The organism is Pseudomonas sp. GW821-FHT02H06 (assembly GCF_059421525.1).
Map to the genome: position 1 here is coordinate 155,314 of NZ_JBWKVD010000007.1, position 25,841 is coordinate 181,154.

Below are 25,841 nucleotides of genomic sequence, written 5' to 3' on the forward strand. Positions count from 1 at the left end.
TCGGGGGGATAAGCTGGTGGTTTCTCCCTGCGGATGGCCCGAAGCATGTCTGAGTTGATTCTTCACCACTATCCAACGTCCCTGTTCGCCGAAAAAGCCCGTCTGATGCTGGGCTTCAAAGGCCTGTCATGGCGCTCGGTCAACATCCCGTCGATCATGCCCAAGCCCGACCTCATGCCCCTCACCGGCGGCTATCGTAAAACCCCCGTCCTGCAAGCAGGCGCCGACATTTATTGCGACACCGCGTTGATCGCCCGGCGCCTGGAGCAGGAAAAATCGTCACCCACGTTTTATCCCGAAGGCCAGGAGTTCACAGCGGCGAGTCTCGCGGCGTGGGCGGATTCGGTGCTGTTCCTGCACGCGGTCAGCCTGGTGTTTCAACCGGCCTCCCTCGCTGTGCGGTTCGCCAAGGTTCCGCCTGAGGCTGTTAAGGCATTCGTTGCCGACCGCGCCACGTTCTTCGAGGGCGGCAGCGCCAATCGTGTGCCACTGGAAGTGGCGCAGCATCAATGGCCGACGCTGATGGCGCGTCTGGAGACCCAGCTTGAGCGCAACGGTGATTTCCTCCTGGGTGTTCCCTCGATCGCTGATTTCTCGGTGGCTCATACCCTGTGGTTCCTCAAACAAACCCCTGTGACGTCCCCGCTGGTCGATGCCTATCCGGCGGTGTTGAGCTGGTACGAGCGCCTTATTGCATTCGGTCATGGCGCACCGAGTGAATTGAGTTCGGGCGACGCGGTTGAAATCGCGCGTGCGGCTACCCCGGCGCCGGTGCCCGATGAAGATTTCACCGACCCCAATGGTTTTACTGTCGGCCAGCAGGTCACCGTGTCTGCCGTGGATTACGGGGTTAACGCAGTGGCGGGAGAGTTGGTATTCAGCGGCCGTGAAGAGATTATCCTGCGCCGCGAAGACGACCGCGCCGGCACCGTGCATGTGCACTTCCCGCGCTTTGGTTTTCAAATCAAGGCTGTTTAAACACCTCATGCGCAAATAAGCCCGGTGCAATGCCGGGCTTATCGCGATGCCTGATAATCGCTTTGTTTTAATTGCGGATTGATGTGGCTGATGGCGCGAAGTTGTCGTGACTGTCAGTTGTGACAGTTGTTACCCGATGCTACTTGAGTGCAGCGAGAATCTGCTCTTCGCTGAAGCCTCTGATCAGCGTGCCGTTTACGTCGATCAGAGGAATGCCGCGACCGCCGAGCGCTTCATAGGCCTTGCGGCCTGCAGCGTCTTTTTCGATATCGAACTCGGTGTAGCGAATGCCCTGGCTGTCGAGAAAACGCCGTGTCTGTTTGCAGTAGCCGCACCAGTCGGTGGCGTACAACGTCACCTTGGCGTTGGCCTGGGCGTGCTCCGATAAAGCTGAGGAGGGGTGAACCAGATTTTCGATCTTGCCCCAGTTCTGGTACACGACCACCGCCAGCATGATGAGCAAGAACTTCTTCAGGGTACGAACGAACATTCGGGTGTCGGCTCCTCGGCAAGGCTTAGCGGCGTTTAAGCTGATCGGTCAGCTGGGTCGGCAGTCCCTTGATGATCAGCGTGCCTTTCTCTTCGTCGTACTCGATCTTGTCGCCCAGCAGGTGCGCTTCAAAGCTGATCGACAGGCCTTCGGCACGGCCAGTGAACCGACGGAACTGACTCAGCGTGCGCTTATCCGCAGGAATCTCGGGCGACAGGCCGTAATCCTTGTTGCGGATGTGATCGTAGAAGGCCCGCGGGCGGTCCTCGTCGATCAGGCCGGACAGCTCTTCCAGAGCGATGGGCTCGCCCATTTTGCTCTGGCTGCTGGCATAGTCGACCAGCGCCTTGGTCTTCTCGCGGGTCGATTCTTCTGGCAGGTCTTCGCTCTCGACGAAATCACTGAAGGCCTTGAGCAGGGTGCGGGTCTCGCCCGGTCCGTCGACGCCTTCCTGGCAGCCGATGAAGTCGCGGAAGTACTCGGAAACCTTCTTGCCGTTCTTGCCCTTGATGAACGAGATGTACTGCTTGGATGCCTTGTTGTTCTGCCACTCGGAAATGTTGATGCGGGCCGCAAGGTGCAACTGGCCCAGATCCAGATGCCGGGAGGGCGTCACGTCCAATGCCTCGTTCACCGCCACGCCTTCGCTGTGATGCAGCAGCGCGATCGCCAGGTATTCAGTCATGCCCTGCTGGTAGTGCGCAAACAGCACGTGGCCACCGACCGACAGGTTCGACTCTTCCATCAGCTTCTGCAGATGCTCGACCGCGATGCGGCTGAACTGGGTGAAATCCTTGCCCTGATCCAGGTATTCCTTCAGCCAGCCACTGAACGGGTGCGCGCCGGACTCGGCATGAAACAGCCCCCACGCTTTGCCCTGTTTGGCGTTATAGCTCTCGTTGAGGTCTGCCAGCATGTTCTCGATGGCCTGCGACTCGGCGAGCTCCGAGTCCCGGGCATGGAGCACGGCAGGCGTGCCGTCGGGTTTTTTGTCGATCAGGTGGACGATGGCGTGACGGATCGGCATGGATTTCTCGGCTGCTGAAGGGGAACTGACCGGGACCAGACCAGGCCCGTGCGAAAGTCGGCAAGTGTACCGCAGACGGGGGGCGGAACGCTCTGGAAGGGCCGAAAACGCTGACCTCGGTCCATTAATATGACTTTTTTACGCCTCATGGGCGATAAAGCTGACCAAATGGGTAGGTAGGGGCGGATATTTGCGTTGCGCTGTGCTAGTTTTGCCCGGTCCTGAGCGCCCAAGCGCGCCAGGCGTGCAGTTTGTGGGCGTTCGGCCGAACCAAAGGCCGTTTACAGTATCTACATTTCGCGTCTGTACCACACTCTGCAAACCATTCGAATTTGATAGGGAAGGAACACCACCATGGCTCTGACTAAAGACCAATTGATCGCCGATATCGCAGAAGCTATCGACGCGCCTAAAACCACCGCGCGCAACGCTCTCGACCAATTGGGTCAAATCGTCGCTGACCAACTGGAAAACGGTAGTGAAATCACTCTGCCAGGCATCGGCAAACTGAAAGTCACCGAGCGTCCAGCACGCACCGGCCGCAACCCTTCGACTGGCGCAGCCATCGAAATCGCTGCCAAGAAAGTCGTCAAGTTCGTACCAGCCAAAGTGCTGACTGACTCGGTCAACAAGTAAGCGAAAACGCTGCTTGGTTGAGGAAACCGTGTGACGGAGCGATCCGGACACGGTTTTTTTGTGCCTGCGATTCGGTTATCGCTTCGGTCGCCGGCGTCCTAGCGCGGTGAAACCCAACGTGTCGCCTTCCAGGCGGCTTGCTGCGTCTTGTCGTGAAAGGTCCAGGCAACGAAGCGGCTCTGTTTCTGACCCTGGCCCATCTCCACCGTATGGCTCTCAACGGCCCCGGCTTTTTTCAGCGCGCTTTGAATCAGCGGCAGATTCGAAGCCTTGGACACCAGCGTACTGAACCACAGCACCTGCTGCCCGACCTGAGCGCTTTCGCTGATCAACTGCGTCACAAAGCGCGCCTCGCCACCTTCGCACCACAGCTCCGCCGCCTGGCCGCCGAAATTCAGCACCGGCAGCTTGCGCTTGGGGTCGGCCTTGCCGAGGGCGCGCCATTTACGCTGGCTGCCGCTTAACGCTTCCTCAGCCGAGGCGTGGAAAGGCGGGTTACACACGCTGATGTCGAAGCGCTCATCGGGCTGCAGCAGGTGGGTCAGGATGTGTTTAGGGTTGGTCTGCTCCCGGAAGCTGATGCTCTTGCTCAAGCCGTTGGCTTTGACGATGGTCGCCGCCGAGGCCAGGGCGATCTTGTCGATGTCCGAGCCCAGGAACGACCAGCCGTATTCGCCCTGACCGATCAGCGGATAGATGCAGTTGGCGCCGGTGCCGATGTCCAGCGCTGTGACAGACGCGCCGCGCGGGATGACGCCGTCGTTGCGCTCTGCCAGCAGGTCGGCGAGAAAGTGCAGGTAGTCCGCACGCCCCGGGATTGGCGGGCAGAGGTAGTCCGCCGGAATATCCCAATGGGCGATGCCGTAGAACGCTTTGAGCAAGGCGCGGTTGAACACCCGCACCGCGGCCGGATTGGCGAAGTCGATGCTTTCCTTGCCGTAGGGATTGAGGATCACGAACTTGCCCAGTTCGGGGCTGCTTTTGATCAGGCGCGGAAAGTCGTAATGGCCCTGATGGCGGTTGCGCGGGTGCAGGGTGGCTTTCTCACGCGGCGCGGCAGGCTTGGCCTGTTGAGCAGGTTTGGCTTTCTTGCGTGGGGTGTTGCGTTGGGGCTTGGGGGCGTCGGGGCTGGTCATCGGTGATGCGATTCTCGTGAAAGCACAACCCCTGTAGACGTGAGCTTGCTCGCGATAACCGTGTGTCAGTCAACGGTTAGGTTGCTGATTTACCGCTATCGCGAGCACGCTCACGCCTACAGGGGTCGTGGTCGTCAACCGGCCTGCGATTCAGGCCGGCTGATTTGGTCGGATTACAAACTCGCGATGCGGGCGTGCTGCTCCGCCAGTTTGCCCAGTGCCTGTTCGGCTTCGGCCATCTTCGCGCGTTCCTTGGCGATGACCTCAGGCGGCGCCTTGTCGACGAACGCGGCATTGGACAGCTTGCCGCCAACCCGCTGGACTTCGCCCTGCAGACGCTGGATTTCCTTGTCCAGACGCGCCAGTTCGGCGTCCTTGTCGATCAGGCCGGCCATCGGGACCAGCACTTCCATCTCACCGACCAGCGCGGTCGCGGACAGCGGTGCTTCGGCGCCGGCTTCCAGCACGGTGAACGATTCAAGCTTGGCCAGCTTCTTCAGCAGGTGCTCGTTCTCGTTCAGACGGCGCTGGTCTTCGGCGCTGACGTTCTTGAGGAACAACTGCAGCGGCTTGCCCGGGCCGATGTTCATTTCGCCACGGATGTTGCGCACGCCGAGCATCAGGCTTTTGAGCCATTCGATGTCGCCTTCGGCCGCGACGTCGATGCGCGCATCATTCGCCACCGGCCACGGTTGCAGCATGATGGTCTTGCCTTCGATGCCGGCCAGCGGCGCAAGGCGCTGCCAGATTTCTTCGGTGATGAACGGCATGAACGGATGCGCCAGACGCAGTGCGACTTCCAGCACGCGCACCAGCGTGCGACGGGTGCCACGCTGACGCTCGATCGGCGCCGTCTCGTCCCACAGAACCGGCTTGGACAGCTCCAGGTACCAGTCGCAATACTGGTTCCAGATGAACTCGTACAGCGCCTGGGCCGCGAGGTCGAAACGGAATTGATCCAGCTGACGGGTCACTTCGGCTTCAGTGCGTTGCAACTGCGAGATGATCCAGCGATCCGGCAGCGAGAGCTCGAACGCTTCGCCGTTCTGACCGCAGTCTTCGCCCTTGTCGAGCACGTACCGCGCGGCGTTCCAGATCTTGTTGCAGAAGTTGCGATAGCCTTCGACGCGGCCCATGTCGAACTTGATGTCACGGCCGGTGGAGGCCAGCGAGCAGAAGGTGAAACGCAGGGCATCGGTGCCGTAGCTGGCGATGCCGTCGGCGAATTCGTCGCGAGTCTGCTTCTCGATCTTTTTGGCCAGCTTGGGCTGCATCATGCCGGAGGTGCGTTTCTGCACCAGGGCTTCAAGCTCGATGCCGTCGATGATGTCCAGCGGATCAAGGACGTTGCCCTTGGACTTGGACATCTTCTGGCCCTGACCATCACGCACAAGGCCGTGGACATAAACGGTCTTGAACGGCACCTGCGCCGTACCGTCTTCGTTCTTCACCAGATGCATGGTGAGCATGATCATCCGGGCAACCCAGAAGAAAATGATGTCGAAGCCGGTGACCAGCACGTCGGTCGGGTGGAAGGTTTTCAGGAAGTCGGTCTGCTCCGGCCAGCCCAGGGTGGAGAACGTCCACAGACCGGAACTGAACCAGGTGTCGAGCACGTCGTTGTCCTGCTGCAGGGCAACGTCAGGACCGAGGTTGTGCTTGGCGCGGACTTCGGTTTCGTCGCGGCCGACGTAAACCTTGCCGGACTCGTCGTACCAGGCCGGAATGCGGTGGCCCCACCAGAGTTGGCGGCTGATGCACCAGTCCTGAATGTCACGCATCCAGGAGAAGTACATGTTCTCGTACTGCTTGGGCACGAAGGCGATGCGGCCGTCTTCAACGGCGGCGATGGCCGGTTCAGCCAGCGGTTTGGTCGACACGTACCACTGATCCGTCAGCCACGGCTCGATGATGGTCCCGGAGCGGTCGCCCTTCGGTACTTTCAAACCGTGGTCGTCGACGCTGACCAGCAGCCCGGCGGCGTCGAACGCAGCCACGATCTGCTTGCGCGCTTCGAAGCGGTCGAGGCCGGCGTATTCGGCGGGGAGGGTGCCGTCTACGGTGTCGTTCAGCGTACCGTCGAGGTTGAACACCTGGGCAGCGGGCAGCACGGCAGCGTTCTTGTCGAAGATGTTCAGCAGCGGCAGGTTGTGGCGCTTGCCGACGTCGTAGTCGTTGAAGTCGTGGGCCGGGGTGATCTTCACGCAGCCGGTGCCGAATTCAGGGTCGCAGTAGTCGTCCGCGATGATCGGGATGCGACGACCTACCAGCGGCAGCTCGACGAACTTGCCGATCAGCGCCTTGTAGCGCTCGTCGTTCGGGTTCACGGCGACGGCGGCGTCGCCGAGCATGGTTTCCGGACGGGTCGTGGCGACGATCAGATAGTCCAGACCTTCAGCGGTCTTCGCGCCATCGGCCAAGGGGTAGCGCAGGTTCCACAGATGCCCCTTCTCGTCGTGGTTTTCCACTTCGAGGTCGGAGATCGCGGTGTGCAGCTTGGTGTCCCAGTTGACCAGACGTTTGCCACGGTAGATCAGGCCGTCTTCGTGCAGACGCACGAACGCCTCTTTAACCGCTTCGGACAAACCGTCGTCCATCGTGAAGCGCTCACGGCTCCAGTCGACCGACGAGCCCAGGCGACGGATCTGGCGGCTGATGTTGCCACCGGACTGATCCTTCCATTCCCAGACTTTTTCGAGAAATTTGTCGCGACCCAGGTCGTGACGGCTCTGACCCAAGGCTTCGAGTTGGCGCTCCACCAGCATCTGCGTGGCGATACCGGCGTGGTCGGTGCCTGGCTGCCACAGGGTGTTGCGACCCTGCATGCGGCGGAAGCGGATCAGGGCGTCCATGATCGCGTTATTGAAACCGTGCCCCATGTGGAGGCTGCCGGTGACGTTCGGCGGCGGAATCATGATGGTGTACGAGTCGCCCGCGCCTTGCGGAGCGAAATAGTTTTCGGACTCCCAGGTCTGGTACCAGGAAGATTCGATGGCGTGCGGCTGGTAGGTCTTGTCCATGCGAGGCGGGAACCTGATCTGCTTTGAGTCGGAAAAGCCGACGAGTATAGCTTTTCAAGGCGGCGTCAAGCTACAAGCGGTAGGTCGGGTGCTACGAGCGGTGATGCCCGGAATCATCGCGGGCATCTGTAGGACTGTGCTTGCGCACGTTCCCGGGTGGGGGCAGAAGACAGCTTCAGTTGTTGTATTGACTCAGCAGCCGTTCCATTCGCGCATCAAGGCGGCGTTTGATCTCGTTCTCGATGTGCGGGGCGAAATCGTCGATCACGTCTTGCATGATCAACTGCGCGGCGGCACGCAGCTCGGCGTCCAGATGCAGCAGCGCCTCTGCATTCGGTGCTTTGGCGCTCGACGCGCTCGATACGTTGGCAGCTGGCGCGGGGGGTGTCGCCGCAACCGGCTCGGGGGTGAGCAGGGGAATGTCGTCGGTGTCGGCTTCGTGCTCATCGAGGGTCACGACCTGGCCGGTGACAACGTCGAACAGCAGCGGGATCTGCTCGTCGCTGTGCACGGACTCGGTCAACAGAGGCGGCTGGGCCGGATCATCGCCCAACAGCTGGCGAATCGACTCGAGGTCATCCAGCAGGTGCGCTGAATCTTTCAGGTGTTTTGAATTATCCATCGTGTGCTCAAAGACGCTGCAGCCGGTGATCTTGCAGAGGATAGCCCTGTTCGCGGTAGAAGCGAAAACTCTCGCGCGCCGCGAGGCGGATGGCGGGATCCTCGACAACGATCTCGGCGACACGCGCGAATCGTTTGAAGAAGTCCGGGATGCGCAGGTCAAGATTGACCAGCAGATCCTGATGTTGGCCGGGGTCGCTGCCGATACCCAGCGCCACGGGTGCGTCCTGGTCGTCTTCGACCGCGCCATGGGGAACGAACGCTTCGCCCCGGAAGCGCCACAGTCGGGCGTCCAGTTCCTCGCGTTGCCCGGCATCGCTGCAATGCAGGTACACCCGATGGCCGAGGCGCCAGGCCTTGTCGGTGAGTTTGCAGGCGAAGTCCAGGCGCGCGACGGGGTCGGCACTCGGCAGAATGTAGAAATCGACTTGGGTCATGGGTGATTCCAGAACGCTGGACGCGCCGACCGGGGAGGCCGACGCGTTTGCAGCGGCTTAAACGCCAGCGCGGTCGATCAGGTATTGGGTCAGCAGCGGAACCGGACGGCCCGTGGCGCCTTTGTCCTTGCCGCCGCTCAGCCATGCCGTGCCGGCGATGTCCAGGTGCGCCCACTCATAGGCCTTGGCGAAGCGCGAGAGGAAGCACGCCGCGGTGATGGTGCCGGCTTTCGGACCGCCGATGTTGGCGATGTCGGCAAATGGGCTGTCCAGTTGCTCCTGGTACTCATCGAACAACGGCAGCTGCCAGGCACGGTCGTCGGCGCGTTTGCCGGCTTCCAGCACCTGAGTGATCAACGCGTCGCTGTTGCCCAGCAGGCCGGAGGTGTGACCGCCCAGCGCGACGACGCAAGCGCCGGTCAGCGTGGCGATGTCGATCACGGCCTGTGGCTTGAAGCGTTCGGCGTAGGTCAGCGCATCGCACAGCACCAGACGGCCTTCGGCGTCGGTGTTGAGGATCTCGACGGTCTGGCCACTCATGGTCTTGACGATGTCGCCCGGACGCGTGGCGTTGCCGCTCGGCATGTTTTCAGCCGCCGCGACGATGCACACCAGATTGATTGGCAGTTGCAGTTCAAGCACGGCGTTCAACGTGCCGAACACACTTGCGGCGCCGCACATGTCGAATTTCATTTCGTCCATGCCCAGGCCCGGCTTGAGGCTGATACCGCCGGTGTCGAAGGTGATGCCTTTACCCACCAGCACGAAAGGCTTTTCGCTTTTCTTGCCGTTGGAGTACTGCATGACGATCAGGCGTGGCGGCTGAGCGCTGCCTTGACCGACCGCCAGGAACGAACCCATGCCCAGCTTTTCGATGTCTTTCTCATCGAAGACTTCGACTTTGAGGCCCTTGTTGGCTTTGCCCATCGCCTTGGCTTGCTCGCCCAGGTAGGTCGGGTGGCAGATGTTCGGTGGCATGTTGCCCAGGTCGCGGGTCACGGCCATGCCGGCAGCGATGGCCTGTGCGTGCTTGGCCGCGCGCTCGACGTCGGCGACGTTGGCCTTGGCGGTCAGCAGGGTGACTTTTTTCAGGGCGCGGGGATCGACTTTCTGACTCTTGAAGCGATCAAAAACGTATTCGCCGTCGGCCAGGGATTCGACCAGCAGGCGATTCTTGCCATACACGTCGCGATTTTTGACGTTCAGTTGATCGAGGGCAAAGGCGGCATCAACGCCACCCAGGCTTTTCAGGGTGCTGAGCGCGCCGCTGATGATTTTGCGGAATTGGCGATCGTTCAGCTCCGGCTCTTTGCCCGAACCGACCAGCAACACGCGTTCGGCTTTCAGGTTGGGCAGGCTGTGCAGCAACAGGCTCTGGCCGATCTTGCCCGACAGGTCGCCGCGCTTGAGAACAGCGCTGATTGCGCCGCCGCTCAGGGTGTCGAGGGTGTTCGCGGTGTCGCTCAGCGTGCGGCCTTCACCGACGGCGACCACCAGTGTGGCGGTCTTCAAGGTTTCTGCACTGACGCTTTTAACAACCAATTCCATGTCGGGGTCCCCGAATAAACTGTGAGTTATCGCACTTGAGCACACGGCTCGGCAGCGGCGCAGAGGTATTTACACCGGCATGCCTGCGGCAAGGCCCGCAGTTTGACCCTGCGAGCCAATGGATGACAACCCCGTCCGGGTGCGCGCGTGTGCCGGTTGCAGAAGTATCCCGCGCGCGCAGTGACAGACACACCCAATCACAGGATAATGCCGCATATTTTTTTGGTGGTACGCCGTCGCGCGCATCATGGCTGATTCATTTCATTGTCATGCCGCCTTAGCGTGACAACCCTGGAGTGTCTGGTTTGATTGTCTTCCGTTACCTGTCCCGAGAAGTGCTGGTTACCCTGAGCGCTGTCAGTGCCGTGCTGCTGGTAATCATCATGAGTGGCCGCTTCATCAAATACCTGGCCCAGGCTGCATCGGGCGCACTCGATCCGGGTGTCCTGTTTCTGATCATGGGTTTCCGTCTGCCGGGCTTCCTGCAACTGATCCTTCCTCTGGGGTTGTTCCTCGGGATTCTCCTGGCCTATGGCCGGTTGTACCTCGAAAGCGAAATGACCGTGCTGGCCGCCACTGGCATGAGCCAGCAACGCCTGCTGCTGATTACCCTCGCGCCGGCTGCGCTGGTGTCACTGCTGGTGGCCTGGCTCAGCTTCAGCCTCGCCCCCCAAGGCGCGACCCAGTTCCAGTTGCTGATCAACAAGCAGGACGCGATGACCGAATTCGACACGCTGGTGCCGGGTCGTTTCCAGCTTCTGCGTGACGGCAGCCGGGTGACCTACACCGAGACCATGAGCGACGATCGCATCAACCTGGGCGGCGTGTTCATCTCCGAGAAGAAGCTCGACGAGAAGAAAGACCACGGCATCACCGTGCTGGTCGCGGAAAAAGGCCGGCAGGAAATCAAGCCTGACGGCACGCGCTACCTGATTCTCGATAACGGCTATCGCTACGACGGCAACCCCGGCCAGGCCGATTACCGCGCGATCAAATACGACACCTACGGCGCTTTGCTGCCCAAGCCGGACATCAGCGATGAGGTCACTGACCGCGATGCCATCTCCACCAGCGAATTGCTAACCGGCGAAGACAGCCTGCGCAACCGGGCCGAGCTGCAATGGCGGGTCTCGCTGCCGATTCTGGTGTTCATCGTGACGCTCATGGCGGTGCCGCTGGCACGGGTCAACCCGCGTCAGGGCCGCTTCCTCAAGCTCCTTCCGGCGATTCTTCTTTATATGGCCTATCTCACCATCCTGATCGCCGCGCGCGGTGCGCTGGAGAAGGGCAAGATCCCGATGGGCCTCGGCCTGTGGTGGGTGCATGCGCTGTTTCTGTCCATCGGACTGGGGTTGCTCTACTGGGAGCCTCTGCGCCTGAAGATCGCGAGTCGCCGCAGCGTGTCGGGGGTGGCTCATGGTTAAGCTCGATCGTTACATCGGCAAAAGCGTGTTCATGGCGATTCTGGCGGTACTGGGGATCATCCTCGGGCTCGCCTCGCTGTTTGCCTTCATCGATGAAATGGCCGACATCAGCGATACCTATACCTTCTGGGACGCTGGCAGTTTTGTGGTGATGACGGCGCCGCGTCGCCTCTACGACATGCTGCCGATGGCTGCGCTGATCGGTTGCCTGATCGGTCTCGGCGCGCTGGCGAGCAGCAGCGAACTGACGATCATGCGTGCCGCCGGTGTGTCGATCGGCCGTATCGTTTGGGCGGTCATGAAACCCATGCTGGTGTTGATGGTTGCCGGGCTGTTGATCGGCGAGTACGTCGCGCCGGTGACCGAAGCCTCAGCCCAGGCCGCGCGCTCGCTGGCTCAAGGCACCGGCGACGCCCAGAGCGCCAAACACGGTCTGTGGCACCGTCAGGGTGAGGAGTTCATCCACATCAACACGGTGCAACCGAACGGCCTCCTGTATGGCGTGACCCGTTACCATTTCGACGACCAGCGCCACATGCTGACGTCGAGTTTTGCCAAGCAAGCCAACTTCAAGACCGATTACTGGTTGCTGAAGGACGTCACCACGACGGTCTTCCACGACGGTCGCACCGAAGTGGTCACCGCACCCGAAGAGCGCTGGAACGTCGCGTTGAGCCCGCAGTTGCTGAGCACGGTGGTGCTGCCGCCGGAGTCGCTGTCGATGACTGGCCTCTATGGTTACGCGCGTTATCTGGCCGATCAGGGATTGAACAACGGTCGTTACTGGCTGGCGTTCTACACCAAGATCCTGCAGCCGCTGGTGACCGTGGCGCTGGTGCTGATGGCGATTTCCTTCATCTTCGGTCCGTTGCGCTCGGTGACGCTGGGGCAACGGGTGTTTACGGGCGTGCTCGTGGGCTTCACCTTCCGCATCGCTCAGGATCTGCTGGGCCCGTCGAGCCTTGTATTCGGTTTCTCGCCCCTCTTCGCCGTGCTGGTGCCGGCGGGCGTGTGTGCGCTGGCGGGCATCTGGTTGCTGCGCCGCGCGGGCTGATATTCACCGCGCTATGAAAAGCCGACCCCTGGGTCGGCTTTTTTGTGGGCGAGATGCAGAAGGTTCAATTCCTGGTGCGGGGCACCCGCACCAGTTGCGTCTCGGAATACAGGTCATGCCAGCAGCGTTTCTGTTTGTCCATCAGGCTCCAGAAGAAACCCAGCCCGACACACAGCCACGATGCGATGGCGACGACGAAGCGCAGCAGCGCTTGCCACAGGCTGATGGCCGTTCCGTCGGCGTTCTGCACGCGTATCCCCCAGACCTGCATGCCCAGCGTCTGGCCCCCATGGGTCCAGAATTTGGCGAAGAAGCCGAACAGCGTGACCAGCAGAATCGAGGACAGCAGCGGGTCGGCGTCGAGCGCGCCGGACTCGGAGAGCTGGCGCAGTCTGGCTTCGCCGATAAAGCCCATCCAGACCAGCTTGTAGATAAACGTAATGACCATCAGCAATGCCACGCACAGCAGCGCGTCGTAGCTGATCGCAGCCATGCGCCGGCCCAATCCAGCGGGGGGAAAGTCGCCCCGAGGGCGTAACATCTGCGCATCATCGTTAACTGAGGTCATGGCTGCGCTCATTCACATGGGAGCGGCAGTTTACGGAATCGCAGGCATAAAAAAGCCCCTGATGTTGGCCATCAGGGGCTTTTTGCGTCGGCTGATCAGGCTTCAGCTTGTACTTCGTCAGCCTGCATGCCTTTTTGGCCCTGCACTGCGACGAACGTCACTTTCTGGCCTTCTTTCAGGCTTTTGAAGCCGTTGCCCTGAATAGCGCGGAAGTGGACGAACAGATCCGGACCGCTTTCAGGAGTGATAAAACCAAAACCTTTTTCATCGTTAAACCACTTAACGGTGCCGCTCTGACGTGTAGACATTTTCTTATTCCTTGACGCATTAAATTAATGACAGCCTCTTTCACGGGAAAGAGTACTGGGCTGGTTGCAGGAAGAAGAAACGTAGAGCGGGATGTAGCATTGCTTTTGGCGCTACTGCCCGGGTCACGATCCCAGCGACCCATGCAAACACAGTCCGAGAAACTCTACGCTAACTCTCGTTGAAAAAACAAGCCCCGGCTGGGCCAGTGTTCATGGGGGTTTTCGGCTTTTTTGAAAACATTAACCACGTTCGCAAGATCGATAGTTTTTAATGTTTAGAGGAGTATCTAAGTTCAATATTTTGACAGTTTAACGGTTGTAAACATTGGCGCCCGACTGCGGCACTCGCACAGTTTTATGCACTGTTGCGGTGCCGCATTTTTTGACGATGTTACTTAGCCGCGGAAGTAACGTGGCGGAACGAAAGGAGTTTTTGTCACTTGCATCGGGACTTTCTTGCCGCGGACGATTGCCCACACCGGTGTTTCCAGCGCGGTGAAACTGGCGTCGACATAGCCCATCGCCAATGGCGCGCTCAGCGTCGGGCCAAAACCGCCGCTGCAGACAGTCCCGATGGTCTTTCCATCGGCATCGACGATTTCAGCGCCTTCTCGCACGGGTGTGCGTTCCTGTGGCAGCAGGCCGACACGTTTGCGCGCCGCACCGCTTTGGTGCTGGGCGAAGATCTTGTCGGCACCGGGGAAGCCGCCTGCACGTGCACCATCGGCACGACGAACCTTGGAAATCGCCCACAGCAGGCTGGCTTCAATCGGTGTGGTGTCGGTGTCCATATCATGGCCGTAGAGGCACAACCCGGCTTCCAGTCGCAGCGAGTCGCGCGCGCCCAGGCCGATCGGCGCCACTTCGGGCTCCGCGAGCAGTCGACGTGCAAGGGCTTCTGCCTGATCTGCCGGCACTGAGATCTCGTAGCCGTCTTCACCGGTGTAGCCCGAGCGGCTGACGTAGCAGTCAATGCCGTCGATTTTCGCCGAGGTGTACTGCATGAAAGTCATTTTCGCGACTTCCGGCGCCAGCCGCGCCAGTGCGGTGACGGCGTGCGGGCCTTGCAGCGCGAGCAATGCGCGTTCGTTGAACAGCGGCGTGATCTCGCAGGGGCTACCGATGTGTTGCTGCAGGTGCGCCAGGTCTTGGTTCTTGCAGGCGGCGTTGACCACCAGCATGAGCTGATCGTTACCCAGATTGGCAACCATCAGGTCGTCGAGAATGCCGCCGTTCTCGTTGGTGAACATCGCGTAGCGCTGCATGCCGACCGGCAGATCGATGATGTCTACGGGCACCAGGGTTTCCAGCGCTTTCGCCGCGTCCGCGCCGCTCAACAGGATCTGACCCATGTGCGAAACGTCGAACAGGCCGGCCTGATCGCGGGTGTGCAGGTGTTCTTTCATGACGCCAGCGGGGTACTGAACGGGCATGTCGTAGCCGGCGAACTCGACCATCTTCGCGCCGAGTTCACGGTGCAGGGCATTGAGCGGGGTCTTCAGCAATTCGGTGGTCATGGGTCACTCCTTGAAAGCGGTTCCGGGTTCCCCGCGCAGGGCAGGGGACCCTATGAATTCGGGCTGATGTCAGCACTCGATAATGTTCACGGCCAGCCCGCCACGGGCTGTTTCCTTGTATTTGCTTTTCATGTCGGCGCCGGTCTGGCGCATGGTGCGGATCACTTTATCCAGCGAGACAAAGTGCTGGCCGTCGCCGCGCAAGGCCATGCGCACTGCGTTGATGGCCTTCACCGAGCCCATTGCGTTCCGTTCGATGCACGGCACTTGAACGAGGCCGCCAATCGGGTCGCAGGTCAGGCCGAGGTTGTGTTCCATGCCGATTTCAGCCGCGTTTTCCACCTGTTGAACGTTGCCGCCCAAGACTTCGCACAGGGCGCCGGCCGCCATGGAGCAGGCCACGCCGACTTCGCCCTGACAGCCAACTTCGGCGCCGGAGATCGACGCGTTCTCTTTGTAGAGAATGCCGATGGCCGCCGCCGTGAGCAGGAAACGCACGACGCCGTCCTCGTTCGCCCCGGTGATGAAGCGCATGTAGTAATGCAGCACCGCAGGAATGATGCCGGCCGCGCCGTTGGTGGGCGCGGTGACCACACGGCCGCCGTTGGCGTTTTCTTCGTTGACCGCCAGCGCGTACAGGTTGACCCAGTCGAGCACCGACAACGCATCGCGCAGCGCGGCTTCCGGGTTTTTGCACAGCTGGCGATGCAGCGCCGCCGCACGCCTTTTGACCTTCAGGCCACCCGGCAAAATGCCTTCGTTGCGGCAACCCGCCTCGACGCAGTCCTGCATGACCTGCCAGATGTGCAACAGGCCCTGACGGGTTTCGGCTTCGGGGCGCCACGCGGCTTCATTCGCCAGCATGATCTGGCTGATGGAAAGACCGCTGGCAGTGCAATGCACCATCAGGTCCCGTGCAGTTTTGAAGGGATACACCAGCGGCGTCTGGTCCTCCACGATGCGATCCGCGCCAGCCGCGTCCTCATCCACCACGAAGCCGCCGCCGACGGAGTAGTACTCGCGGCTGCGGACCTGTATGCCGGAGGCATCGAAGGCACGGAAAATCATGCCATTGGGATGGTAGGCCAAGGGCTTGCGAATCATCGCCAAGTGATGCTTTTCGATGAATTCGATACTGTGCTGGCCGAGCAGGTTCAGGCGCTCGCTGCTGCGAATCTGCTGCAGGCGCGCCGCAACGGTTTCGGTATCGACGGTGTCCGGGTGCTCACCTTCTAGGCCCAATAACACGGCCTTGTCGCTGCCGTGGCCTTTGCCGGTGGCACCGAGTGAGCCGTACAGCTCGACTTTGACGCAGATGATGGTTTCCAGCAGGCCATCGCGCTGCAAGCCTTCGGCAAAACGCGCCGCCGCTCGCATCGGGCCCACCGTATGAGAGCTGGAGGGACCAATGCCGATCTTAAACAGGTCAAATACGCTCAGCGACATGATGGGATTCCGGGAGGTGAAGCAGTAGCAAGCAGCAGGCTGCAAGCCGCAAGCGAAACCTCATCGGCTTTCGCTTGCGGCTCGCGGCCAGGCGCCTGTGGTTGTTTAAGCGTAGTCTTCGATCGACGGGCAGGCGCAGACCAGGTTGCGGTCGCCGAACACGTTGTCAACGCGACCGACCGGCGGCCAGTATTTGCCTTCGATCAATGACGCCACCGGGTAGACAGCCTGCTCGCGGCTGTACGGATGGCTCCATTCGCCCACCAGTTCAGCGGCGGTGTGCGGCGCGTTTTTCAGCGGGTTGTCGTCCTTGTCCAGCGCGCCGCTTTCGACCGCGCGGATTTCTTCGCGGATCTTGATCATCGCGTCGCAGAAGCGGTCCAGCTCCTCTTTCGATTCGCTTTCGGTCGGCTCGATCATCAACGTACCCGCGACCGGGAAGGACATGGTCGGGGCGTGGAAACCGAAGTCGATCAGGCGCTTGGCAACGTCATCAACGCTGATGCCGCTGGTTTCCTTCAGCGGGCGCAGGTCGAGAATGCATTCGTGGGCGACCAGGCCGTTGCTGCCGGTGTACAGCACGGGGTAGTGCTCTTCCAGACGACGGGAAATGTAGTTGGCGTTGAGGATCGCCAGTTGCGAAGCGCGCTTGAGGCCTTCGCCGCCCATCATGCGGATGTACATCCAGGTAATCGGCAAGATACTCGCGCTGCCGAACGGCGCCGCGCAGACCGCGCCTTCCTTGCGTTCCATCTTCGCGTGACCCGGCATGAACGCCGCCAGGTGCGATTTCACGCCGATCGGGCCAACGCCCGGGCCGCCACCGCCATGGGGGATGCAGAAGGTTTTGTGCAGATTCAGGTGAGACACGTCGCCGCCGAACTTGCCCGGTGCGCAGAGGCCGACCATGGCGTTCATGTTGGCGCCGTCGATGTACACCTGGCCGCCGTTGTCATGAACGATGCCGCAGATTTCGCGGATGCCTTCTTCGAACACGCCGTGGGTCGACGGGTAGGTGATCATCAGTGCCGCGAGGTGTTCGCGGTGCTCGATGGCCTTGGCGCGCAGGTCTTCGATGTCGACGTTGCCGCGGGCGTCGCAAGCGGTCACGACCACGCGCATGCCGGCCATGTTGGCGGTTGCCGGGTTGGTGCCGTGGGCCGAGGACGGAATCAGGCAGATGTCGCGACGCTCATCGCCACGGCTCTGGTGGTAAGCACGGATGGCCAGCAGACCGGCGTACTCGCCCTGGGAACCAGCGTTTGGCTGCAGAGAGATCGCGTCATAACCGGTGGCGGCGCAGAGCATCGCTTCCAGTTCGTCGGTCAGTTGCTGATAACCGGCGCTTTGCTCGGCCGGGGCGAAGGGGTGCAGGTTGCCGAATTCGGCCCATGTCACCGGGATCATTTCGCTGGCGGCGTTGAGCTTCATGGTGCACGAGCCCAGCGGGATCATCGTGCGGTCCAGTGCCAGGTCCTTGTCCGCCAGGCGACGCAGGTAGCGCATCAGCTCGGTTTCGGAGTGGTAGCGATTGAACACCGGATGGCTGAGGATCGCCGACTGGCGCTTCAGCTCGGCAGGCAGGCGCGCTTCCACGCTGTCTGCCAGCGCGGCGAAGTCAGGCAGGGCCTGGCCTTCAGCAGCGAAGAGAGACCACAGCATTTCGACGTCGGCTGGCTTGGTGGTTTCGTCCAGCGAAACGCCCAGACGCTCGGCGTCTACTTCACGCAGGTTGATTTCGTGGGCGCGTGCCTTGGCGTGCAGGTCGGCCGTTTTCGCGCCGGTGTTCAGGGTGATGCTGTCGAAGAAGAACGACTGCTCGGCCTTCAAGCCCAGCTGATTCAAGCCCTCGGCGAAAATCGCGGTCAGGTGATGCACGCGGTTGGCGATGCGGGTCAGGCCGCGCGGGCCGTGGTAAACGGCGTACATGCTGGCGATGTTGGCGAGCAGCACCTGCGCGGTGCAGATGTTGCTGGTGGCCTTCTCGCGACGAATGTGTTGCTCGCGGGTTTGCATGGCCAGACGCAGGGCGGTCTTGCCGAAGCGGTCAATGGACACACCGACCAACCGGCCGGGCATGTCGCGTTTGTAGGCGTCACGGGTAGAGAAATAGGCCGCGTGCGGGCCGCCAAAACCCAGCGGCACGCCGAAGCGCTGCGCACTGCCGATGGCCACGTCAGCGCCAAATTCGCCGGGCGGAGTGAGCAAGGTCAGGGCCAGCAGATCCGCTGCCACGGCGACCAGGGCATTGGCCGCATGGAAGCGCTCGACCAGTTCGCGGTAGTCGAACACGTCGCCATTGCTGGCAGGGTATTGCAGCAGCGCGCCGAAGAACTCGCTGACGTCGGTCAGTTGAGCTTCGTCCGCGACGACCACTTCAATGCCCAGCGGCTCGGCGCGGGTTTGCAGCACGTCGAGGGTCTGCGGGTGGCAGTGGGCGGAGGCGAAGAACTTGTTGCTGCTTTTGTTCTTGCTCAGGCGTTTGCAGAAGGTCATGGCTTCGGCAGCGGCAGTGGCTTCGTCGAGCAGCGAGGCATTGGCGATCGGCAGGCCGGTCAGGTCGCTGATCAGGGTCTGGAAGTTCAGCAGCGACTCCAGACGGCCTTGGGAAATCTCCGGCTGATACGGCGTGTAAGCGGTGTACCAGGCCGGGTTCTCCAGCAGATTGCGCAGGATCGGCGCTGGCGTGTGGGTGTTGTAGTAACCCTGGCCGATGTACGTTTTGAACAGCTGATTCTTGCCGGCGATGGCTTTGATGTCGGCCAGCGCGTCGGCTTCGCTTTGCCCGGCGGACAAGCCAAGAACGCTGGTACCTTTGATGGATTCAGGGATGACGCTGGCGGTCAGCGCGTCGAGGGAGTCATAGCCCAACGTGGTGAGCATGGCTTTTTCATCAGCGGCACGCGGGCCGATGTGGCGGGCGATGAACTCGTTGGCGGTGCTCAGTTCAATACGGTCAGTCATTGCGCGCTCCTCAGGCTTCGGCGTTGGCTTTGATCAGACGATCATAGGCGTCTTGAGTCAGCAGTTGGCCGACAGCATCGGGATTAGAGGGAATAAAGCGAAAGAACCAGCCCTGGCCGAGCGGGTCTTTGTTGACCAACTCCGGGTTGGCATCCAGCGCGGAGTTGGTTTCGACGACTTCGCCATCAAGGGGCATGTACACGCCGCTGGCGGCTTTAACCGATTCGACGGTGGCGGCTTCGTTGCCTTTGTCGTAGGACTGCAGCTCCGGCAGTTGCACGAAAACCACGTCACCCAGTGCGTCCTGCGCAAAGGCGGTAATGCCGACTGTCACGCTGCCGTCAGCTTCGGCGCGCAGCCACTCGTGGTCTTCGGTAAAGCGCAACTCGCTCATGAAATCTCCCCAGATGATAAATCGCCCGTTATGCCCGGGCGTGATGGGGTGAGTGCATAGCAAGTTTGCGGCCAAAGTGGGGAAGGGGGCGTAAACGTTGGGCTGCGCGAGTTGGCGTAGTGTGGGTCGCGCGGGCTTCTGGAACGAAATCGATACGGAGTACAGGAGCTTCGGTCGAGTTTTAACGTCCGAACGCCAAAAGACGTTATGTCTGGATGGCTGGAATGTTTTCGATACGGTGTTTCGATTTCGTTCCGGGCGCCGTGGGTGAGTGGGGTGTCTCGGACTTGTGGGAGCGACCGGGATGGCGCTCCACCTTGCTCGCGAAGGGGCAGGTACAGTCGCCGAATATGCAGCGGCAGGGATAATGTCTTTGCGAGCAAGCTCGCTCCCACCCGACCGGGGATTGATTCGAGATGGCGGCGCTTGAGTGACCGTGAATCTCCGTCGAGCTTTTTAGCTTTTTCCGGGAATGCCGTATTTGCGCAGCCGGTGCGCGATCGCAGTGTGGGATGTTTGCAGCCGCGCGGCCAGTTGCCGCGTCGATGGGTATTGGCTGTAGAGCTTTTCCAGCAGCGACTTTTCAAAATCCTCGACCGCCGCTTCAAGGCTTTCGATTTCGCCATCACTGCCCCTCGCCACCGACGTGCCGGCGATGTCGAGGTCGCCGATGTCGACCAGCGAGCTGTCGCAAATGGCCGCCGCGCGGAAGATCACGTTCTGCAACTGGCGAACGTTGCCGGGCCAGCGATTGCCAAGGAGAGCAGGGTAGGTGGTCGGGGCGAGGCGGCAGACCGGTCGCTGAATCTGCGTGCAGGCCTGCTCCATGAAATAGCGTGCCAGCATCAGGATATCCTGACCGCGTTCACGCAAAGGCGGCACGTCCAGATTGAGCACGTTGAGGCGATAAAAGAGGTCTTCGCGAAAGGTGCCCTCCGCGACCATTTTCTCCAGGTCGCGGTGGGTGGCGCTCAGGATGCGCACGTTGACCTGCACCTCCTTATCGCCGCCGACCCGCCGAAAACTGCCGTCGTTCAGGAAGCGCAGCAATTTGGCTTGCAGATACGGCGACATCTCGCCGATCTCATCGAGAAACACGGTGCCCTTGTTGGCGAGCTCCATCAGCCCGGGTTTGCCGCCCCGTTGCGCACCAGTGAAGGCGCCAGGGGCGTAGCCGAACAGTTCGCTCTCGGCGAGGTTCTCCGGCAACGCCGCGCAGTTCAGCGCGAGAAAAGGCGCTCCATTGCGCGCGCTCACGGCATGACACGCCCGCGCCACCAGTTCCTTGCCCGTTCCGGTTTCGCCCTGAATCAGCAGTGGCGCATCCAGTGCCGCGACCCGCTGTGCGCGTGCTTTAAGTGTGCGGATTGGCGCGGAGTCGCCCAGCAGCGCATCGAACCCTTCGGCGTGATCGTGGTGCAGTGCCGACAGGCGTTCGCCGATTCGGCTCGGTTGGTAAAGGGTCAGCAATGCGCCCGCGTCGGTGATTGGTGTGGCATCGAGCAGCAAGGCCTCGCCGTTGAGCGTGACTTCGCGCAGTGGCAGACGAAAGCCGTTTTCCAGCAGCGCCGATTGCAGGCCATCATCGGAGAACAGTTCGCCAATCGATTCCCCCGTCGGTTCCCGGCCATACAACGCAACCAGCGCCGGGTTTGCCAGCAGCACATGGCCTGCGCTGTCGAGGGCAAGCACCGGGTCGGTCATTGCTGCCAGCAGGGCATCCAACTGCAAGTGGCGGCGCTGGCCGGGAAGGATGTCGACCACCGTGATCGCTTCCACGCCGCGCACGCGAAACAGCCGGTCCTTGAGTTCTTCAAGCACGTCATGGCTCAGCGTCGGCGCGTCGATATAGACGTTGGGCGGCACCATTTCCACGGCATCGAGGTTCAGGTTGCGTGCGCCGAGGATGGCAAGCACTTCCTGAGTGATGCCGACGCGGTCGATGAACGTGACGTGAATGCGCATGGGGAGAGAAAGGACCCGCGGGAGTGAGGGAGGCGATTATGCCAGTAATCTCATCACCCATCGCGGTCCCGAGACGGGTCAGCGTGCTGGTCTATTCCAGATGCTCCGGCTTCACCGGATCACCGGATTTCATGTCGAGCGTGTGGCGGATGTCTTCGAACATCCGGTCGTACTCGCCGTGCATCGCGTGCAGGTCAGTGGTTCTCGGCAGGCCATGCTTTTCGAGTCTGCGCGAGGCATCACTGGCGAAATTGTAGGCCTTGTCCTTCGGCAGCTCGAATGTTTCGCTGACCGCCTGGCCATTGATGTCGCCTTCCAGGGTGAACTGCATGCCCGGTCCCGAATCGGTCTGGCTGACTTCGTAACGAATGTGAAGGTCGTAGCCGACATCGTGTGGTTGCAGAGCGGGGTGGACGATGTGCAGATGACCTGGCTCGAACATGACGATGGCTCCTGGGAAAGGTGATGGACCTAAGAGGACAGACCTGCAGGGCTGCCTCGGGTTCAGGTTCATATGCCGCGCATTGATTGTAGGACCGGCTTCAGCCGGGAAGGGGTCAGAGGTCACACTTCAGAACCAGGTGTGAAACCGGCCCACTTCCCGGCTGAAGCCGGTCCTACACCTGACGCCGCGAAGGCTCAGGCCGTGACCAGATCCACAGATTGACCAGCACCATGCCGGCTACCGCGAAGTAGATCCACCAATTGTGTTTCAGCAGCACCAGCATCATGACCGCGCAGATCAGCATGGTGACCGTGGCGCTGATCTTGGCCTTGCGCGCAATCATCTTGCCGTTTCGCCAGTTGCTCAGCATCGGTCCGAACACCCGATGATTCTCGAGCCAGGCGCTCAAGCGCGGCGAGCTACGCGTCGCCGCCCACGCCGCCAGCAGAATGAATTCGGTGGTGGGCAGGCCCGGAATGAAAATCGCGATGATGCCGATGGTCAGGCTCACGTAGGCGAGAATGCCAAACAGGATGCGGGACAGTTTACTGCCGGGTGGAGTACGGGTCATGGTCTCGGTAATGCAGAGTGAACAGGTGTTGCGGGATTTTCAGGTCCCGCAAAGGCGCTCAGCTTATCAGTGCCGGGCGCAAAAGGCCCGGCGTCAGGCGGGTTCCGCTTCAGACGCTGGAGCGTAGGCGTGCTGCAGCAGCACGTTGAAACGTTCGAAGGCCGCCACTGCGCCACGGTCTATCTCGCGCTCCTGTTCGGCGTTGAACGGCAGATCGTCAATGATCCGGACAAAGCGTTTCCAGCCTTCGGCGCGACCGCCTGACGGCTCACCCAGATGGCGCGCGCCGAACGTCTCGCTGAGGTTCAAGGCCACGGCGCGTTTGATCAGAAAGGCGGCGCCCAGCTTCGAACCCTCCGAGACGAACAGCCAGCCCAGCGCCTCGGCGAGGCTGGGCCCATCGACCGCGCCAGCGACCGGGGCAGGCATGTCAGCCTGAAGATCAAGCAGATCGGCTTTGGCCTGTTCGGCGCGGCATCGATCGGGCAGGTCGGCAATCAGCTCGATCAACTGCGGGTGCGTGTACAGCGTTTTCAGCTCTTCCTGGAACAGGTATTGGGCGCTGAGGAATCGGCGGTAGCTGGCCAGTGTCTCGAACGGCGCGTTGGCTTTCACCGCCTTGTCCAGTTGTTCATGGGGGGCATGGGTGATCTGGTTCAGTCGTTGCGAGCGACGAATGGCGTTGTCGGTCATAGGGTCTTCCTTGTAAATGAGGCGTTTGTTAACAAGACGAACGAGCGTTGCAGGCGCGTAAAAAATCACGCACCTGCAACGGGGATCGGTCAGATATCCCACACCACGTTCACGGCAAAATTGCGGCCTGGCTGGGTCAGCCGGTCGAGGTTGGCGGGGGCGGTGGCGCCGGCTTCGCCAACACCGTCGTAGCCGCGCACGTCATCCCACAGCCAGTATTTTTTGTCCGCGAGGTTGTACAGGCCACCGCTGACCGTGATGTCGTTGGTGACTTTGTAATAGCCCGTCAGATCGACGAGGCCAAAGCCCGGCGTCTTGAACCGGGTGGCACCGTCGGGGGCGTAGTAGTTACTGGTGTCGACCCGCGTCTTGCGCTTGACCAGCGTCCAGTTAAGCAAACCGCCGTAGTTGTTCTGGTCATAACCCAGCCCGACTACGCCGGTGAGCGGGTTGATGCTATTGAGGGGCTGGCCGGTGTCGTTGTTGCGGCCGTACAGATAGGCCAGCGAGCCTCGGGTGTAGAGGCCTTCGGGTGCGCCGAAGCTGTCCAGGTGCAGCCGGCCCTTGAGCTCAACGCCCTTGATCGTGGCGTGCCTGATGTTGTTGGACTGGAAGGTCGTGGTGGTGGAGTTGGCTGGAATCACTGCGTCCTCATTAATGAAGTCGCGATACGTGTTGTAGAACACCGCCAGATCAAACGTGCCCTCGTCGAAGTGACCGCGCAGCCCGGTTTCGTAGCTCTTGCTGGTCTCCGGTTTCAGGTCGGGATTGGGCTCGACGACGTAATTGCCCCGGGTGTTTTCGAAGCGGCCATACAAGGCTTTGGCGCTCGGCGTGCGGAAGCCCTCGGCGTACTGGCCGTACCAGGTGTAGGCGTCGTTGAACGCATACGTCAGCCCCAGCTTGGGTAATAGGCGATGCCATTTTTTGGTGCTGTCGTCGAACTGGCTCTTGCTGGTCAGGTTGACGCTCTTCAGAAATGAATCCGTGGCGTGCGGTTCGAGCGTGGTGTAGTCGTAGCGGGCGCCGGGCATGAAGGTCCAGTCGCCCCATTTGATCTGATCCTGGGCGAACAGCGCGTAGGTGGTGATCGTCGGATTCGGGAAGTCGTGGGTGGGTGCCACGATGTCGGAGGCAGTGGTGCTGACTGCACCGATGGTGCGGCAGGTTCCGACGACCGACGCACAGGTGGCTGATCCTGTTCGAAGCCCTGTCACCTTCTGTTGCTTGAGGGTCGTGCCGTACGTCAGCAAGTGCTGGGTGTCGCCAATGTCGAACGCTTTATCCAGCTGTGCGTCGAGGATCCATTGGCGTTCCTTGTAGTGGGTGTCGCGGGTGCGCCAGACATCTCGCAAAACCGCCCCGCTTCTGGGGTTAGAGGGAAGATACCTTTCAAGCGTATTTTGATCGGTCTTCGCAATCTGGTAGTTCAAGCTCCACTTGGCGTTGTCAGCCAGCACGCTGTCCAGCGCAAAGCTGTTTTCCAGGCCAAACCGCTCTCGGGTGATAACGTCGTTTCCTTCGCGTGAACCGTAGTAGCCGAAGCCAACACCAGCATTGAAAGGCCCACCCACCACACTCTTCTGATTGGTATGGGTATCGTCCTTGTACTTCTCGTAAGTGAACGCCAGACGATCATTGTCGCCATAGTTCCAGCCCAGCTTGGCCAGCACATTGGTTGCGCGGGCGTCTTCCGGGTTGGCTGCCGTGCGGGACAGCCCGGTCCCGCCATGCTCACCGTAGGACTCGGTCTCGTGGCCGTTGCGCTGGCTGACGTGCAGCAAACCGTCGACATTCCCCGCGCGGCCGGCAACCGTAGATGAATTCAACCAGCTGTTGTCTGCCGAGCTGTAGCCGGTTTTCAGACGGGCGCCCACATCCTTGCCCGGCTTGATGATGTCCTCGGGGTCGAGGGTGTAATAACTCACCGCGCCGCCGATGGCGCTGCTCCCATACAGCGCCGACGCAGGCCCGCGCAGGATCTCGACGCGCTTGATGATCTCCGGATCCACGTAATTGCGATGGGTGTTGGCGAAAGGGCCCTGGAAGAAGTTGTCCGGCACTTCGACGCCATCCACCTGCGTCAGGATCCGGTCGCCATCGATGCCGCGGATGTTGTAGCCGCTGGTGCCCGCACGCTGGCCGGCCCCGCCCACGGACACGCCAGGCTCGTCGCGTACCAGGTCGCGAATGCTGTTGACGTTGCGACGATCCAGCGACGCTCGGTCCTGCACGGTCACCGTGCCGGGTACCGAATCCACCGACTGCGCCTGACGCGTGGCGCTGACCGTGATCTGCTCCAGTTCCAGCGCGCTGGTTTGCTCGGCGGCAGTGACGGCGGGACTGTGCACTGCAGCCGCTAAAACGGTGATGGTCAGCAGGGAAAGCCCGAGGTGGTGAGTGGCGTTTGCCGAGGCGGATGAGGCGGGGTTGAAGCTGGACAGCATGGATAGCGCTCCCTGTCGTGCGGGTCGTCATAGTTGTTGCGAGATGATTCAAATAGGAATCAGTTGCATTGGCTATGACTAGACGTACGGGTCGCGGCTATCGCGTAAAAATAATTTCGGTGAGTGTCAGATCATCAGGTTTGAAGCAATGG

The 25,841-nt window shown here is 61.0% G+C and carries 22 protein-coding genes; 4 read left to right on the top strand and 18 right to left on the bottom strand.

The window, feature by feature from the left end:
- The first annotated feature begins 45 nt into the window (after positions 1 to 45).
- Positions 46 to 978: a glutathione S-transferase family protein gene (locus AC07VF_RS13935; RefSeq protein ID WP_192171820.1), complete on the top strand. Its 933-nt coding sequence runs from the start codon at positions 46 to 48 to the stop codon at positions 976 to 978.
- 139 nt (positions 979 to 1,117) lie between these two features.
- Here AC07VF_RS13935 and AC07VF_RS13940 read toward each other — a convergent pair whose 3' ends face one another.
- Positions 1,118 to 1,468 carry a glutaredoxin family protein gene (locus tag AC07VF_RS13940; protein ID WP_495009105.1) on the bottom strand — a complete coding sequence of 117 codons (351 nt, stop codon included), beginning with the start codon at positions 1,466 to 1,468 and terminating at the stop codon, positions 1,118 to 1,120.
- A 25-nt stretch (positions 1,469 to 1,493) separates the two neighbouring features.
- A complete protein-coding gene (yejK, locus tag AC07VF_RS13945; protein ID WP_074884246.1) occupies positions 1,494 to 2,495 on the bottom strand; it encodes a nucleoid-associated protein YejK in 1,002 nt (333 codons plus the stop codon).
- A 354-nt stretch (positions 2,496 to 2,849) separates the two neighbouring features.
- Between yejK and AC07VF_RS13950 the strand changes: the two genes are divergently transcribed.
- The gene (locus AC07VF_RS13950) at positions 2,850 to 3,131 is read left to right on the top strand and encodes an HU family DNA-binding protein (RefSeq protein ID WP_037014905.1); all 282 of its coding nucleotides are present in this window, start codon (positions 2,850 to 2,852) and stop codon (positions 3,129 to 3,131) included.
- A gap of 98 nt (positions 3,132 to 3,229) precedes the next feature.
- On the opposite strand, the gene rlmF is transcribed toward AC07VF_RS13950, so the two are convergent.
- The 5 genes from rlmF to AC07VF_RS13975 form a co-directional block, all read right to left on the bottom strand.
- Positions 3,230 to 4,267 (bottom strand): 23S rRNA (adenine(1618)-N(6))-methyltransferase RlmF, encoded by a 1,038-nt coding sequence (gene rlmF / locus AC07VF_RS13955; RefSeq protein WP_495009104.1) that lies wholly within the window; start codon positions 4,265 to 4,267, stop codon positions 3,230 to 3,232.
- A gap of 173 nt (positions 4,268 to 4,440) precedes the next feature.
- Positions 4,441 to 7,287 carry a valine--tRNA ligase gene (locus AC07VF_RS13960; protein WP_495009103.1) on the bottom strand — a complete coding sequence of 949 codons (2,847 nt, stop codon included), beginning with the start codon at positions 7,285 to 7,287 and terminating at the stop codon, positions 4,441 to 4,443.
- A 175-nt stretch (positions 7,288 to 7,462) separates the two neighbouring features.
- The gene (locus AC07VF_RS13965) at positions 7,463 to 7,909 is read right to left on the bottom strand and encodes a DNA polymerase III subunit chi (protein WP_495009102.1); all 447 of its coding nucleotides are present in this window, start codon (positions 7,907 to 7,909) and stop codon (positions 7,463 to 7,465) included.
- A gap of 7 nt (positions 7,910 to 7,916) precedes the next feature.
- Positions 7,917 to 8,345: a DNA polymerase III subunit chi gene (locus AC07VF_RS13970; protein ID WP_192171815.1), complete on the bottom strand. Its 429-nt coding sequence runs from the start codon at positions 8,343 to 8,345 to the stop codon at positions 7,917 to 7,919.
- Positions 8,346 to 8,402: 57 nt separating this feature from the next.
- Positions 8,403 to 9,893, bottom strand: coding sequence for a leucyl aminopeptidase (locus AC07VF_RS13975; RefSeq protein WP_282369593.1), 1,491 nt, complete (start codon positions 9,891 to 9,893; stop codon positions 8,403 to 8,405).
- A 305-nt stretch (positions 9,894 to 10,198) separates the two neighbouring features.
- Between AC07VF_RS13975 and lptF the strand changes: the two genes are divergently transcribed.
- A complete protein-coding gene (gene lptF, locus AC07VF_RS13980; RefSeq protein ID WP_192171813.1) occupies positions 10,199 to 11,317 on the top strand; it encodes an LPS export ABC transporter permease LptF in 1,119 nt (372 codons plus the stop codon).
- Positions 11,310 to 12,371: an LPS export ABC transporter permease LptG gene (gene lptG / locus AC07VF_RS13985; protein ID WP_192171812.1), complete on the top strand. Its 1,062-nt coding sequence runs from the start codon at positions 11,310 to 11,312 to the stop codon at positions 12,369 to 12,371. Before lptF ends, lptG begins: the two co-directional genes overlap by 8 nt.
- A gap of 64 nt (positions 12,372 to 12,435) precedes the next feature.
- On the opposite strand, the gene AC07VF_RS13990 is transcribed toward lptG, so the two are convergent.
- The 11 genes from AC07VF_RS13990 to AC07VF_RS14040 form a co-directional block, all read right to left on the bottom strand.
- The gene (locus AC07VF_RS13990; RefSeq protein ID WP_495009101.1) at positions 12,436 to 12,939 is read right to left on the bottom strand and encodes an RDD family protein; all 504 of its coding nucleotides are present in this window, start codon (positions 12,937 to 12,939) and stop codon (positions 12,436 to 12,438) included.
- A 95-nt stretch (positions 12,940 to 13,034) separates the two neighbouring features.
- Positions 13,035 to 13,247: a cold-shock protein gene (locus AC07VF_RS13995; protein WP_003227496.1), complete on the bottom strand. Its 213-nt coding sequence runs from the start codon at positions 13,245 to 13,247 to the stop codon at positions 13,035 to 13,037.
- Between the two features lie 395 nt (positions 13,248 to 13,642).
- Entirely contained in the window at positions 13,643 to 14,764 is a 1,122-nt protein-coding gene (gene gcvT, locus AC07VF_RS14000; RefSeq protein ID WP_495009100.1) for a glycine cleavage system aminomethyltransferase GcvT, read from the bottom strand.
- Positions 14,765 to 14,833: 69 nt separating this feature from the next.
- On the bottom strand, positions 14,834 to 16,210 hold the full coding sequence (locus AC07VF_RS14005) for an L-serine ammonia-lyase (RefSeq protein ID WP_192171809.1): 1,377 nt from the start codon (positions 16,208 to 16,210) through the stop codon (positions 14,834 to 14,836).
- Between the two features lie 105 nt (positions 16,211 to 16,315).
- Entirely contained in the window at positions 16,316 to 19,174 is a 2,859-nt protein-coding gene (gene gcvP / locus AC07VF_RS14010) for an aminomethyl-transferring glycine dehydrogenase (protein WP_495009099.1), read from the bottom strand.
- Between the two features lie 10 nt (positions 19,175 to 19,184).
- Entirely contained in the window at positions 19,185 to 19,568 is a 384-nt protein-coding gene (gene gcvH / locus AC07VF_RS14015) for a glycine cleavage system protein GcvH (RefSeq protein WP_192171807.1), read from the bottom strand.
- 456 nt (positions 19,569 to 20,024) lie between these two features.
- Positions 20,025 to 21,533 carry a transcriptional regulator GcsR gene (gene gcsR, locus AC07VF_RS14020; protein ID WP_192171806.1) on the bottom strand — a complete coding sequence of 503 codons (1,509 nt, stop codon included), beginning with the start codon at positions 21,531 to 21,533 and terminating at the stop codon, positions 20,025 to 20,027.
- Between the two features lie 91 nt (positions 21,534 to 21,624).
- Positions 21,625 to 21,975, bottom strand: a complete 351-nt coding sequence (locus AC07VF_RS14025) for a DUF5064 family protein (protein WP_346627019.1) — start codon at positions 21,973 to 21,975, stop codon at positions 21,625 to 21,627.
- 175 nt (positions 21,976 to 22,150) lie between these two features.
- Positions 22,151 to 22,549: a YbaN family protein gene (locus tag AC07VF_RS14030; protein WP_192171804.1), complete on the bottom strand. Its 399-nt coding sequence runs from the start codon at positions 22,547 to 22,549 to the stop codon at positions 22,151 to 22,153.
- 93 nt (positions 22,550 to 22,642) lie between these two features.
- A complete protein-coding gene (locus tag AC07VF_RS14035) occupies positions 22,643 to 23,242 on the bottom strand; it encodes a biliverdin-producing heme oxygenase (RefSeq protein WP_463583371.1) in 600 nt (199 codons plus the stop codon).
- Between the two features lie 89 nt (positions 23,243 to 23,331).
- Positions 23,332 to 25,689 carry a TonB-dependent hemoglobin/transferrin/lactoferrin family receptor gene (locus AC07VF_RS14040; RefSeq protein WP_495009098.1) on the bottom strand — a complete coding sequence of 786 codons (2,358 nt, stop codon included), beginning with the start codon at positions 25,687 to 25,689 and terminating at the stop codon, positions 23,332 to 23,334.
- Between the last annotated feature and the right edge of the window lie 152 nt (positions 25,690 to 25,841).